This window comes from Actinomyces sp. HMSC075C01 (assembly GCF_001812965.1).
GTDB lineage: Bacteria > Actinomycetota > Actinomycetes > Actinomycetales > Actinomycetaceae > Actinomyces > Actinomyces acetigenes.
In genome coordinates, this window is sequence record NZ_KV810987.1 from 64600 (window position 1) to 77835 (window position 13236).

General features: G+C 71.1%; 12 protein-coding genes. 5 read left to right on the forward strand and 7 right to left on the reverse strand.

The features are described from left to right. Positions 1–160: 160 nt before the first annotated feature. The 3 genes from HMPREF2883_RS05950 to HMPREF2883_RS05960 all read right to left on the reverse strand — a co-directional run bounded on the left by HMPREF2883_RS05950 (position 161) and on the right by HMPREF2883_RS05960 (position 3137). Positions 161–1276 (reverse strand): LLM class flavin-dependent oxidoreductase, encoded by a 1116-nt coding sequence (locus HMPREF2883_RS05950; RefSeq protein WP_070659670.1) that lies wholly within the window; start codon positions 1274–1276, stop codon positions 161–163. Positions 1277–1392: 116 nt separating this feature from the next. Continuing rightward, positions 1393–1980: a biotin transporter BioY gene (locus tag HMPREF2883_RS05955; RefSeq protein ID WP_070659671.1), complete on the reverse strand. Its 588-nt coding sequence runs from the start codon at positions 1978–1980 to the stop codon at positions 1393–1395. A gap of 131 nt (positions 1981–2111) precedes the next feature. Continuing rightward, positions 2112–3137, reverse strand: a complete 1026-nt coding sequence (locus tag HMPREF2883_RS05960) for an alpha/beta hydrolase (RefSeq protein WP_070659676.1) — start codon at positions 3135–3137, stop codon at positions 2112–2114. A 380-nt stretch (positions 3138–3517) separates the two neighbouring features. On the opposite strand from HMPREF2883_RS05960, the gene HMPREF2883_RS05965 reads away from it, so the two are divergent. Continuing rightward, positions 3518–4084, forward strand: a complete 567-nt coding sequence (locus HMPREF2883_RS05965; protein WP_070659679.1) for an NUDIX domain-containing protein — start codon at positions 3518–3520, stop codon at positions 4082–4084. A 2-nt stretch (positions 4085–4086) separates the two neighbouring features. Here the strand turns inward: HMPREF2883_RS05965 and HMPREF2883_RS05970 are convergent, their stop codons facing one another. Next, positions 4087–5082: a patatin-like phospholipase family protein gene (locus HMPREF2883_RS05970; RefSeq protein WP_070659682.1), complete on the reverse strand. Its 996-nt coding sequence runs from the start codon at positions 5080–5082 to the stop codon at positions 4087–4089. A gap of 98 nt (positions 5083–5180) precedes the next feature. Between HMPREF2883_RS05970 and HMPREF2883_RS05975 the strand changes: the two genes are divergently transcribed. Then, the gene (locus HMPREF2883_RS05975; RefSeq protein WP_070659684.1) at positions 5181–6287 is read left to right on the forward strand and encodes an oxidoreductase; all 1107 of its coding nucleotides are present in this window, start codon (positions 5181–5183) and stop codon (positions 6285–6287) included. A gap of 50 nt (positions 6288–6337) precedes the next feature. Here HMPREF2883_RS05975 and HMPREF2883_RS05980 read toward each other — a convergent pair whose 3' ends face one another. Continuing rightward, complete coding sequence (locus tag HMPREF2883_RS05980) at positions 6338–6793, reverse strand: YchJ family protein (protein ID WP_070659685.1); 456 nt, start codon at positions 6791–6793, stop codon at positions 6338–6340. A 2-nt stretch (positions 6794–6795) separates the two neighbouring features. Continuing rightward, positions 6796–8178 carry a M18 family aminopeptidase gene (locus tag HMPREF2883_RS05985; RefSeq protein WP_176747155.1) on the reverse strand — a complete coding sequence of 461 codons (1383 nt, stop codon included), beginning with the start codon at positions 8176–8178 and terminating at the stop codon, positions 6796–6798. Between the two features lie 82 nt (positions 8179–8260). Between HMPREF2883_RS05985 and HMPREF2883_RS05990 the strand changes: the two genes are divergently transcribed. Both HMPREF2883_RS05990 and HMPREF2883_RS05995 read left to right on the forward strand, forming a co-directional pair. Then, positions 8261–8914, forward strand: a complete 654-nt coding sequence (locus HMPREF2883_RS05990; RefSeq protein WP_070659687.1) for an HAD-IA family hydrolase — start codon at positions 8261–8263, stop codon at positions 8912–8914. Between the two features lie 96 nt (positions 8915–9010). Next, on the forward strand, positions 9011–9574 hold the full coding sequence (locus HMPREF2883_RS05995) for a GtrA family protein (protein ID WP_070659689.1): 564 nt from the start codon (positions 9011–9013) through the stop codon (positions 9572–9574). A 12-nt stretch (positions 9575–9586) separates the two neighbouring features. Here the strand turns inward: HMPREF2883_RS05995 and HMPREF2883_RS06000 are convergent, their stop codons facing one another. Further along, on the reverse strand, positions 9587–10399 hold the full coding sequence (locus HMPREF2883_RS06000) for a peptidyl-tRNA hydrolase (protein ID WP_371080450.1): 813 nt from the start codon (positions 10397–10399) through the stop codon (positions 9587–9589). A 277-nt stretch (positions 10400–10676) separates the two neighbouring features. Here HMPREF2883_RS06000 and HMPREF2883_RS06005 point away from each other — a divergent pair, with 277 nt between their 5' ends. Continuing rightward, positions 10677–11966: a M48 family metallopeptidase gene (locus HMPREF2883_RS06005; RefSeq protein WP_070659691.1), complete on the forward strand. Its 1290-nt coding sequence runs from the start codon at positions 10677–10679 to the stop codon at positions 11964–11966. Positions 11967–13236: the final 1270 nt, after the last annotated feature.

Below are 13236 nucleotides of genomic sequence, written 5' to 3' on the forward strand. Positions count from 1 at the left end.
CCTCCATGGGGCATGGAACCGACTGGGATTCGTCACTGGGACAGGGGGTTTCCGGCGCGCTGAGAGGCTCAGGCGCCACCCATAGGCGGGGATAGTACGTCCGCCGAGGAAACAGGATCGACACGTGGGACAGGTGGCAAACCGTGAGAAACTGGCGTGTTCAGGCGCTCCAGGCCTGGGCGAGCAGCTCGTAGGAGCGGCGTCGCAGGGCCGTGTCGTGGGCGTAGGTGACCACGAGGATCTCGTCGAGGTCCCAGCGGGCGGCCAGCTCACGCAGGCGGGCGGCGACGTCGTCGGCCGTCCCGACGAAGGACAGGGACATGGCCGCCTCGACGGCTCCCTCCCGGCCGGGCGCGTAGGCGCGCCAGGCCCGGGGGTTCTGGCTGGGCGGGTCCAGCGGCCCGGGCCGGTTGCCGACGATGCGGGCGGCGGCGGCCATGGCGGTGCTGAACAGCAGGCGGGCCTCCTCCTGGCTGGGGGCCACCATGACGTTGACGGCGGCCGCGACCCGCGGAACGTCCGGCGCACTCTGGGGGCCGGGGGCGCCTTCCGCGCGGGACTCCAGGACGGAACGGTAGGTGGCGATGGCCGCCTCGGCCTGGACCGGGGCGAAGTGCGAGGCGACGGCGAAGGGCAGTCCGAGCCTGCCGGCCACGCGGGCCCCGTTGACGGAGGAGCCGAGCACCCACACGGTCGGGTGGGTGCCCTCCCCCGGGATGGCCCGCACGCGGGGGTCACCGGGCTCAGGGGCGTGGAGGGCGTCGTCGGAAGCACTGGATGCGCCCAGGAGGAGAGACCCGGGGAGCCGTTCCGGCACGGGCTCGTCACCGAGGTAGGTGAGGATCTCCAGGATCTCCTCGGCGAAGCGGCCCGGGTCGGAGGCTCCTCGGCGCAGTGCGGCGGCCGTGCGCTGGTCGGTGCCCGGGGCCCGCCCCAGCCCCAGGTCAACCCGTCCGGGGTAGAGGATGGCCAGGGTGCCGATCTGCTCGGCGACGACGAGCGGGGCGTGGTTGGGCAGCATGATCCCGCCGGAGGCGACGCCCAGGCGCTCGGTGGCCGCCAGGACCTGCCCCATGAGGACGGTGGTCGCCGAGGACAAGTAGGTGGTGGAGCCGTGGTGCTCAGCCAGCCAGTAGCGCTCGTAGCCGGCGGCGTCGGCGGCTCGAGCGAGGGCGATCATGTCGGTGAGGGCGTCGATACGGCTGCGCCCGGCGCTGACGGGGACCATGTCCATGACGGACAGGACGGGTACAGTCCGCCTTTCGGGCTGACTCATACGGGCACTCTAACCCGCTCCGACCACCCCGAAGCGGGCCTTGAGACCCGTGTGCCCCACCGAGCGCGGAGGTCGGTGGGGCAACGGGGAGGGTCGGCCCCCTGCAGTCAGGGCGGTCAGCGAATACGGTTGCGCACGGGCAGCAGGCCGGTGGCGACCACGGACTTGAGGACGTCTCCCACGATGAAGGGCACCAGCCCCAGGTCCAGGGCAGTGCTCCAGCTGGCGCCTGTGGCGACCTTCAGCCAGATGAGACCCGGAACGTAGACCGAGGCCGAGGCGAGCAGCATGAGGGCAACACCGGTGGCGACCCGGGTGGTCGCGGAGCCGGAGTGGCGCGACCACACGGCGGCGGCGCGTCCGGCGATGACGGCGATGAGGACGTAGCCGACGACGTAGCCGAAGGTCACGATGGTGCCGCCGCTCCAGCCGGCCAGGACCGGGGCCCCGACAGCGGCCAGGGCGCCCAGGAGCAGCGCGGACAGGGCGCCGCGGCGTGAGCCGAGCACGGCACCGACCCCCAGAGCGGCGAAGGTGCCCAGGGTGATCGGCACGGGAGTGAAGGGCAGGGGGATCGAGATCTGGCCGATGAGGGTCAGGGCGAGCGTTCCGGCCAGGATCAGCCCGACCTCACGGACGTGGGCCAGTGCGGGACTGTGGGCGAGGCTGCCGGCGGCTGACGTGGAGGAGGGTTTGGTGACCATGGCTCCACCCTACGGGGATCGCTGGCATGACGAACGACCGGTTCCCACCGAAGAGCCACCGCGCGACTTGTAGGTCTCCTACAAGAATGACGCGGATAATCGCCTGAGAATCCGCAATGACCCGTTGATTCTCACAGTTCGGGCAGGTGTCCGTCGATCCAGGTGAGGATGTCGCCGGTGACCTGGTCCCGGTTGGTCTCGTTGAGCAGCTCGTGGCGCCCGCCCGGGTAGAGGATGACGCAGACCTCCCGCACGCCGGCGCGGCGGTAGAGGGTGGCGGCTCGTTGGACGCCCCGCCCCATGGCCCCGACCGGGTCCCGGTCACCGGAGGCCAGGAGCATGGGCAGCCCCGCGGGGACCGCCGCGGCGTGGGAGGCCGTGTTGACGGCCTCCTGCCCTGAAATGATGTCGCGGTAGAAGCTCGGGGGGTAGGCGAATCCGCACCAGGGGTCGGCGACGTAGCGGTCAACCTCGTGAACGTCCCGGCTGATCCAGTCGGCCTTAGTGCGGTTGGGGGCGAAGTGGCGCTGGTAGGGGCCGAAGGCGAGCGCGTTGAGCAGCCGGGAGGGGCGGCGCGGGCCGCGCAGCCGGGACTCACCGGCGCAGATCGCTACAGCAGGGCCGGCTAGCGCGCCGATTCCCGCACCGGTCCCCAGCAGGATGAGGCCGGCCAGCTCGCCGCCGCGGCGCGCGGCCAGGTCGCGGGCCAGGAAGGAGCCCCAGGAGTGGCCCATGAGGAAGACCGGAACATCGGGCCAGGCCCGCCGGGCCGCATCCAGGACGGTGCCCATGTCAGCCACGACCCTGTCCCAGCCGTCTCGCTCGGCGATAAAACCGAAGCCGCCGGGGGCGGCGGTGGCCCCGTGGCCGCGGTGGTCCTCGGCCAGGACCGCATAGCCCTCCTCCACAGCGGAGGCGGCGAAGCGGGCGTAGCGCGAGGCGTGCTCGGCCATGCCGTGGGCGATGACGATGATGCCCCGCGGGCGGGCGGCTCCGGGTACCTGCGGGCGCAGCGCGACCGGGGTGCGCGCTGGGGTACCGGCCTCGGGAGCGTCGGCCACCAGGAGGGAGCCGTCAATGAGCCACTCGGGGAGCCAGATGTGCACGACCAAGCGCGTTCCGTCGTCGGCCGTGAGCCGAGTAAGGCTGGTCTGCATCAAGTCCTCCTCAGGCAGCGTCGTCAATCGGCGTCAACGGGCGTCGGCCGTGCTCGGGTCGGCATCGGTCATCATTGATCGTGTCGACGGCTGACGGCGGTGACGTCGGGTTGGCGGGCTGGGTCCGAGATCTCCCGTCACCCCAGGGTGAAGCCTAGTTGTCCGACGTCGAGCCGGCAGCGTTACCGCCGAGGTGATTCTCAGATGCCCCCGGCGGGCACGTGGCGAGCTGCCACAGACGGCCACTGATGACTGACAGCACCGGAGCATCGCCTACATTCCTGATGGTTTCATGAGTTCCTGTCGCCCGTATCCCGACAGTTCTCCCCACGCAGCCCGCCCTCCTCCTGCGGTGCGGCACCTGGGCTACGGTGGTCGCCATGGCCGCCCACTCCTTCACTCTTGTCCCCGCCGCCTACGTCTACCTCCTGCGCCCCGATCCGAGCGCCGCGGACCGGGGCGCCGGGGCGGCGAGCAGCGAGACCCAGGTGCTCCTCCAGCTGCGGCGGGGCACCGGCTACATGGACGGGCACTGGGCCTGCGGCGCCTCGGGGCACGTCGAGGCCGCCGAGAGCGTCCTGGAGACGGCTCTGCGTGAGGCCGACGAGGAGCTGGGGATCGGCGTCGATGCGGAGGATGTGACGGCGCTGACGGCGATGCACCGCACCAACGACCTGGGCGGGGCGGCTCTGGAGCAGCGCATCGACCTGTTCTTCACGCTGCGGACCTGGGCGGGCACGCCGAGCGTGCGCGAACCGGCCAAGAACGCGGGGCTGCGCTGGTTCTCACTGGCTGGCCTGCCCGAGGCGGTTCCGCCTCACGAGCGCCACGTCCTGGAGCTGCTGGCCGCCTCCCTCGATGGGGGGAGGCCGGTGCCCCCGATCATCACCTTCGGCTTCGATGAGGGCCAGGACATCGCCCGCTACGGCGTCGCCCTGCCGCACTGAGCTCAGCCCGCCAGGAAGGCCTCGATGGCGGGCAGCTCGCGGCGGGCCTGGGCCAGTCCGGCCTCGAAGGCGGTGACGACGCGGTCGTAGCGCAGCTCGCCGTTGGCAATCGGCATGCGCTCGGGCCGGAAGAGGTAGACGCGCCCCCGGCTGCGCAGGTGCTCCAGCTCCTCGACGGTGCGGTTGTAGTTCTCGGGGCGGTCGACGACGGCCTGGACCAGGGCCGGGTAGCGGGCGTAGAGCCGCTGGAGGACCTCGATCTCGTGGCGTCGCATGGGCGGTTTGCGGTAGCCCTCGGGGCGGGTCATGACCACGAGCAGCTTGTCGTAGCCGTCAGCGCGGGCGGCGTCGATGGCGAAGCCGCCGGTGGGCCCGACGGCGCCGTCCACGTAGGGGGCGCCGTCGACCTCGACCATCGGCATGAGCACCGGCATCGACGACGACGCCCGGGCCCTTACCAGCAGGTCCTCCATGGTGGGCATGTCCTCCAGGCCCCAGTAGACCTCCTCGCCGGTGTCGCAGCGGAAGGCGCCCAGGCGCACCGTGGCCGGTGAGGCGGCGAAGGTCTCCCAGTCGAAGGGGATGGACTCGTCGGGTGCGGAGGTGTGCAGGTAGATGTGCTCGGAGTTGAAGTAGCCCTTGCCGGCCACGAAGCTGCCCCAGCCGCCGGCCTTGGGGTCGGTGGTCAGCCCCAGGTAGGCCTCGCGGGTGCGCCAGATGTCCCGGGAGACGAAGTTGCAGGTGTTGGTGCAGCCCGCGGAGATGCCCCCGACCCAGGGGAAGGAGAGCCCGGCCTCCAGCATGACGCGCACGAGGCCGGCCGTGTAGGCCCCGCGCATGCCGCCGCTCTCGAAGATGAGGGCGACGTCGTCGGGGCCGTGGGTGACGGGAGCGGGCCGGTGGCGAGGGTCGGAGACGGGGACGGGACGTTGGACAGGGTCGGAGACGGGGACGGGCCGTTGGAGAGGGCCGGTGACGGGGACGGGACGCGAGCTCACGCCTGGGAGCCTATGGGTTACATTGAGTTCCATGGCGCGATCGCACGGGTGATTCCCGCCCCATGTCGGCCGAGCGGCCGGGAGGGTAGCGTGAGGCCATGACTTCCTCCAGCGCACTGCACATTCTTGAGCCGATGACCATGCGTGGGCTGACCGCCCGCAACCGCCTGTGGCTGCCGCCGATGTGCATGTACTCGGTCGAGGCGCAGGACGGTGTCGTCACCGACTGGCACCTGGTTCACTACGCCAGTCGCGCGGTGGGCGGCTTCGGCACGGTCATCGTGGAGGCCACGGCGGTCTCCCCGGAGGGGCGCCTGTCCCCCTACGACCTGGGGCTGTGGTCGGATGAGCAGGTCGCCGGCCAGCGCCGCCTGGTGGAGGCGATCCACGCCGGCGGGGCGGTGGCCGGTATCCAGATCGGGCACGGCGGCCGCAAGTCGGGGACTCCTCCGTGGCGCCCCAAGGTGGAGGGCGCGCGTACCGGCACCCTGGAGGGCTGGGAGCTGCTGGCCCCCAGTGCGATCCCCTTCCCCAAGCACGCGGTTCCCACCGAGCTGGACGAGGCCGGGATCGGTCGGATCGTGGAGGCCTTCGCGGCGGCCGCGCGGCGCGCCGTCGAGGCCGGCTACGACGTCGTCGAGATCCATGGCGCCCACGGCTACCTCATCCACGAGTTCCGCTCTGCCCTGTCCAACCAGCGCACCGACTCCTACGGCGGCAGCGTCGAGAACCGGCAGCGCTTCCCGCTTGAGGTGGTGCGGGCCGTGCGCGAGGCCATCGGGTCGCAGACGGTGCTCGATATCCGCCTGTCGGCCTCGGACTGGGCCGAGGGCGGCGTCACCGGTGAGGAGACCGCCGCTTTCAGCTGTGAGCTGGTGGAGGCCGGTGTTGATGTCCTGCACGTCTCCAGCGGCGGGAACGTCCCGGCCGCGGTGCCGGTGGGGCCCGGCTACCAGCTGCCGCTGGCCGAGCAGGTCAAGCAGGCCGTGGCCGGTAGCGGGGTCCCGGTGGTGGGTGTGGGTCTCATCGAGGCGGCGGCCCAGGCCGAGCAGGCGCTCATCGCCGGGCAGGCCGACGCGATCGCCGTGGGCCGGGCGGCCATGCGCGATCCGTACCTGCCGCTGCGCTGGGCGGCGGACCTGGGGGCGCGCTCCTGGGACGAGGCCCCCTGGCCCATCCAGTACTGGCGCGGCACCTGGAGCTGAGCGGGGCTCGATCTGTCCCGTCCGCTCCGGTCACTCCTGGGCCGCCGGCCCTATCCGACGGCGTCGAGGTAGAGCCAGCGGCCGGCGCGGCGGGTGAAGCGGGAGCGCTCGCGCAGGGCGTCGTCCACCACTCCCCCGCGCCCGTCGCCGCTGCGGTAGGTGGCGGTGAACTCCACGATGCCGGTCTCGTCGTCCGCCCCGCCGTCGACGGTCTCGTGAATGGTCAACCCCGTCCACCGGGTCCCGGGGTGACAGTAGGGCCCCTCGGGGCGGGTGCGCGGGTGCCAGGTGCGGAAGAGGTAGTCCTCGTCGCCGACGACGAAGGCCGTGTAGCGCGAGCGCATGAGGGCCTCGGCGGTGGGCGCCGGGGCGCCGTCGTGGAGCGGCTCGCAGCACTGGGCGTAGGTTGCCCCGCTGCCGCAGGGGCAGGGGTCGGCGCCGTGCACGCCGGCGGCCCGGATCGGCGAGTCCGGCCGGCCCCTACGGCCGGCCCGCTCCCCCGCCACGCTCAGGCCCCCTGCCAGTAGGCGTGCAGGGCCTGGGCGAGCCAGGGGCCGTCCTGGACGCCGCACATCTCGCGGGCCGAGTGCATGCTCAGCAGGGGCACGCCCACGTCGACCGTGGTGATGCCGAGGCGGGTGGCGGTGATGGGGCCGATGGTGGAGCCGCAGGGCACAGTGTTGTTGGAGACGAAGTCCTGGCTGGGCACGCCCGCCGCCGTGCAGGCACGCGCCCAGATCGCGGCGCCCGCGGCGTCGGTGGCGTAACGCTGCTGGGCGTTGATCTTGAGCAGGGGGCCGTGGTTGATGAGCGGCTGGACGGCCGGGTCGTGCAGGTGGGCGTAGGAGGGGTGGACGGAGTGCCCGGCGTCAGCGCTCACGCAGGTCGAGCGGGCCAGGAGGGCATCGAGGCCGTCACCACTGACCCCCAGGGCCCGGGCCAGGCGCCGCAGGAGAGTCTCGAGGAAGGGGCCGCCCGCCCCGGAGCGGGTGTCCGAACCGACCTCCTCGTGGTCGAAGACCACCAGGATGACGGGGTCGGCGGGCTCGGCGAGCTCGGTCCCAGCGGCCGCGAGCGCCTCGAGGGCGACCAGTCCGGCGTGGACAGAGGAGAGGTTGTCCAGGCGGGAGGAGGCCAGGAACTCTCCGTTGCGGCCGAAGCAGGCGGGAGCCTGGGTGGGGTAGGTCAGGACGTCGTGGCCGGCGAGCTCGGCCGGGTCGATGCCGGCGATCTCGCACAGGTGGGTCTCGACGGCGTCGGGTGCGGCGTCGGGTTCGGCCAGCGACCACAGGGGCAGCAGGTGGGTCTGTCGATCCAGGTGGAGGGTGTCGTTGACGCTGCGGTCCAGGTGCGGGGCGATCTGGGCCACGCGGGCGATGGGGCCGGTGCGCACGAGGTGGACGGCGCCGTCGCGGGTGGTCAGGCGCCCGGCCAGGCCCAGCTCGCGGTCGAGGAAGGAGGCGAGCAGGGGGCCGCCGTAGACCTCGGCGTTGATGAGCTGCCAGCCGGAGTGGACGAGGGCGGCGGCGGGCTTGAGCTTGAGGGCCGGGGAGTCGGTGTGGGCGCCGACGATGCGCAGCCCCGCCCCGGGGGTGAGTGCCTCGGGCAGCGCCCAGGCGGCGATGGCGCCGTCGCGGATGACGTAGCCGCGGCGCGCCAGGCCCTCCTCCCAGGTGACGGTCTCGTCGGCGCGGGTGAAGCCGGCCCCCTCCAGGCGGCGGGCGACCTCGGCGGCGGCGTGGTAGGAGCTGGGCGAGGCGGTGACGAAGTCGATGAGCGAGTCGGTGTAGGCGTTCTCGTCGCGCAGGATCGCGGCGGCGTCGGTGGCGGCGAGGGCACCGGGACGGGGGCTGAGTGAGGCACTGGCGGGCGTGCTGGCGGCATCAGTCATGGCCCCAGTCTTCCACCGGTGCGCCCCGCGCCCGGCCTATCTCCCGACCGAGACCCTCCGCGAGGTAGGGCAGAATCGGGGTGTGAGCATCTCTCAGCCGGTCATCCCGCCCGCCTCGTCCACGCCCGTGCGCGCCGTCCTGCTCGATGCCGACGGCGTTCTTCAGCTCATCGGCACCCCGTGGGGCGAGGCGCTGACCCGCGGCGGCGGACCCGCCTTCGCCCAGGCCATGATCGATGGTGAGACCGACGCCCTGGCGGGCCGGGAGACCCTGACCGAGCTGCTGGAGCGGGTGGTGGGCAACCTGGGGCTGGAGCTGCGCGCATCGGACCTGTTGGAGATGTGGCACCGGGCCACGCCCGACCCTGTGGCCTGGCAGCTGGTGAGGGACCTGCGCGAGGCGGGCTACACCACGGTCCTGGCCACCAACCAGCAGTGGGAACGCCGGGCATGGATGCGCGAGCAGCTGGGCTACGACGGCCTGTGCGACATCGACGGATACTCCTGCACGCTGGGGGTTGCCAAACCGGATGCCGCCTACTTCCACCGGCTGCTGGAGCTCGCGGAGGTGGAGGCGGACCAGGCCCTGTTCATCGATGACAGCGCCCGAAACATCGCCGCGGCCCGTGAAGTGGGCTTGCACACGATCCACCACCCGGCCGATGCCGGGGGCGAACTGCTGCGCCGCGAGGTCGCCCAGGCCCTGACGCAGGCTGCCCCTCCGCCGCAAGGATGAGCCGGCGGGCCACTGTTCCTCCTCTCGGAACTTGCCCAGGCGGCGCGGTCGGGGAAGACTCCCTCTGACAGGAGCCATCACAGGGAAGGACACCTCATGGCAGGAACCGCGACGGACGACCACGCCCCTGGGACCACCACCGCTGATGCCGCTGTGTCCACCGTCGAGTCCTCCACCGCCGCGGCCCGCCGGGCTCCGGAGATCTTCCTGCGCCTCATCACGGCGATCCACTCCATCCTGCCGGGCTTCGTGCGCAGCCGGCTGCCGGTGACCTTCATCGGCTACGCGATCATCAACGGCTCCGCCTTCTTCCTGGACATCACCTGCCTGTGGGTGTTCTACAACCACCTCCACTGGTTCTACCCGCTGGCGGTCACGGTCGGCTACGTCATCGCGGCCGTCTACTCCTTCCTGCTCAACCGGTGGCTGAACTTCCAGGCCCACGGGCACGTCGTCGAGCAGGGGGCGGGCTACACGGCCGGGGTCATCAGCCAGTACGTCATCTTCATCCTGGGCCTGTCCTCGCTGCTGCACTGGTTCGGGGTCAATGCCGAGCTGGCGCGCGTCATCTCGGCCTGCTGCGAGGGCATCTACCTCTACGTGTTCATCCGGCTGTGGGTGTTCCGCGGGGTGCCGGAACCCGCTCGGGCGCGCCGCTGAGGGCCCGCGCCCTCACCAGTGGGCGCGGGTCGTCTCGGTGGGGCCGTCGAGCTCGGTGAACCCGGCGTCGGTGACGCTCACGGGCCGGGTGGTGGTCTCCCACTGCTCCCGGCTGGGCACGACGACGCGCACCCGGTAGCCGTCGTCGGCCCAGGCCCGCCTCAGGGCGGGCGGCATGGCGCTGCTCTCCCAGGCCAGCTGGGCGGCGTGGCCGCACTGGGCGGCCAACTTGCCCGAGGTCATCTCGTGCAGGGGCGTGACCTCGATCGTCACCAGGGCCCCGGTGGAGGCCGACGCCGCCGTGAGCGCGATCTCCTCTGCGGCGGCCGGGTCCTTGGCGGCGCGGGCAGTGATCTCGGCGGGCGGCGGGGGCAGCTCGTCGCCGGGCGGGAAGTGGGTGCCCTCCACCTGGGTCTTGGCCAGAGCCCCGGGCAGGGGACGCACCGGACCGGGGACGAAGGCGCGGGCGGCCGCCTGCCCCCAGCCGGCGGGGCCGTCCTGGGTGACGGTGACGCCGTCGATGTCCTGGACCTCCTCCCAGCGCTTGCCGCGGGCTCGGCGCACGAGCTTGCGGATGCGCCCGTCGCGCCAGTAGTCGACGGCCGGGTTCCACGGCCCACCGGGGGCGGCGGCGGGTGAGGCCAGGAGGGAGACGACGGCGCGGGCGGCGGCCTCGGCGACGTCGATCCGCCGGGGAGGGTGGACCTTGTCGTAGCGCACGGCGATCTGCATGCCCCAGGGCACGGCGTGGTCCGGGTTCCCGGACAGGGAGGGCAGGGACTGCGAGGACAAGAACGGCGAGGACGGCGATGCGGAGTGCGGCACGGGCAAGAGCCTACGGGGTCGCGATCGACGGCGTCAGGTCTCGCCTGCCTGCGGCTCCTGTGGGACGGCTGGAGCCGCAGGGACGTTCGAGGAGAACGATTGACCACTACCTTTTCCCACCAAACGGCGGATAATCGAGACGCGAAGATCCTCCTGAGGCAGGAGACGAATCCAGCGGCGAGTCGTTTAGGTTGCCGCCATGCGACCACCTGTTCCAACCACCGTCCTCGACCCTTCTGGCCTGACGCCGCCGGCCATGCCGCCCTCCCACCCGCGGATGTTCAACGGCGCGACCGTTCACGGCTTCAGGGGAATCCGTCAGCTGCGTCACCCTGCCGAGATCCCGCTCCTGATCGCGACCAGCCTGGCGACTGCACTGGCCTACCTGGCGTGGATCGCCCTGGTGATCTGGCTGGTCACCGTGCCTGAACCGACCGGCCCGGAGGCTCAGGTTCGCGACTTCTTCCTCAACGAGAAGGGCAGCGGCGCGCAGTTCCTCCTGCTGGTGCCCATCATCCCGATCATCCTGTGGGTGGCGCGCGCGATGACGTACGCCAAGCTCCGTGCGACCGCGGTCCAGATGAGTCCCACCCAGTTCCCGGAGGGCTACCGGATGGTTGTCGAGGCGGCCCGGCAGTTCGGCCTGCGCCGGGTGCCCGACGCCTACGTGACCATGGGCAACGGTCAGATCAACGCCTTCGCAGCCGGTCACGGCTACCGGCGTTTCGTGGTCGTCCACTCCGACCTGTTCGAGATCGGCGGCCGGGCCCGCGACCCCGAGGCGCTGCGCTTCGTGATCGGGCACGAGGTCGGGCACCTCGCCGCGGGTCACATCTCCATGCTGCGCCTGCTGTTCGTCACCCTCGGCCTCAACGTCCCGCTTCTGGGCAAAGCGCTGGTTCGGGCCCAGGAGTACACGGCGGACAACCACGGCTACGCCTACGCGCCTCAGGGGGTCCCCGGTGTCATGGGGGTGCTCTCCGGAGGCAAGTACCTGGGGGCCGAGGTCAACACCCACGCCCTGGCGGATCGCGCCACGCGGGAGAAGGGGCTGTGGCTCCACATGACCGTCTGGCGGTCCACACACCCGGTCATCACCTGGCGCGCCCACGCCCTGCGCGACCGCAGCTGTCCGGGGCGGATCATGATCCGCCCGCCGGAGTCCACCGCCTGGTTCCCGCCGTCGGCTCCCAGCGGCAGCGGGTGGTCCGGTTCCTGGCCGACGCCGGAGCAGATGCTCGCGGCGCTGGACTCCACCTCCTCGAGTGTGCCCAGTGAGGAGCAGTTCGGCCGCTACCCCGGCGTGGTCTACGACCTCCCCCGCGACGAGCTGCGCTGGGCCTCCCCCGTTCCCGTCCCCGTTCCGGTGGGAGCCGCGACTCTCGGGCAGGACGCCTTCGCAGCCCCCTCGGGCGTGACCGGTTCCGTCGGGCCGCAGCAGCCCAGCCCCTACGGGTACGCCCCGCCAACGCCCCCTGTGCAGGACCAACGCGTGGACACCTCGGGGACAGCACCCACCGAGGCAACGACTCAGGAGACTCCCCGTTCCGAGACCGACCAGCACTGATCCTGGTCGGTCAAGGCGAGCCCGCCTCAGCACCCGGGCATCTCCGGGTGGTGGATGACGGCTGGGCGGCTGACCAGTACACCCCATGACCGGGACAACACCTGAGGAAAATCAATGCAAAAGGAATGCCTATGCGTTTAAAATGTACTCGAAAATAACATCATTAGCCCCTTGAGAAAAGGAGACACCCAGCCTCAGGAATACAGAACAAAGTCCGCGAACGGGTTCTCAGAATACTCTCAGGTACATTGAAGTGCTCCCTCAGGAGCAGTGGGTTACATGGTGACTGCCGCCGGACGGAACCGGTCGCGAGGGTTGGGGAGCCCAATGACCGATCGGATTTCGAGGCCGCTCGAGTTGATAGGGAGCTCGGCGTTAGCCGCTCTGGCGAAGGAGGGTTGAGTCCCCTCTGGAATATGGGATCCAGAGGCGATGCCACCCTCAACGACAGGGGCCTGTGGGGCTCGGAGAAGTCCGAGACCCACAGGCCACGTCATTATTGCCCGCCCACGAGGCTCCATCACCAGGCAGAACCTTTTCCCGCCCTCGTCCATCACGTCGGCATCTCAATAAAGCGCCGCTCCCGGATTGTTGCTGAATCCTCAGAAGAAGGCCGACGCCGATCACGACGACGGCGAGGTCAACTCACCGGCCTTTCTCCACGATGTGTTGTCTCATGACTTCTGAGACACCGGTTGGGTGGGTCTGCCGGAGGGGAGAGCTGCTGCTTGGGCCTGTCGGAGGGGGCCGGCCCGGTGACTGTGGTGGCTACCGGTGTCGTCTGGATGCACTGCACGAGGGTGGGGTGCTACTGGAGGAGGGTTGGGGGTACTGCGGGTAGGTGGGGCCTTCGTGCAGTACGCACAACCCTCGGTCAGTGGATCCCGACCCTCGTGGAGTAGACCGACTCGGGGCAGGAGCGGAGCAGAGCCGGCGTCAAACCATGGCCTCCGGGCCCCTGCGCAGACGGCGGTCAGGGAGCGGTGCAGGAGGGCCTGTGATGGAGGCGCCGGGCTGTGTCACCGAGGACCTCGGACTCGCTCCTGCGCGGCCCGGTGCCCACAGCGCTGACATCAACGAGCCAGCCGCCAAAGCACCCAGCGGAGATCGTTGGAATCCTACGGTTCTTCTTCGGCGCGCGACGCCGATGCGCCTGTGATGTCAGCACCATGGACACCAGCGACCTGCCAGACCTCTTCCCTTCGACCTCACTCTCGCCTCCAGGACCACCGGCCTGCCCCGGGTTCCCGCCCGAGCGAGTGCCTCAGAA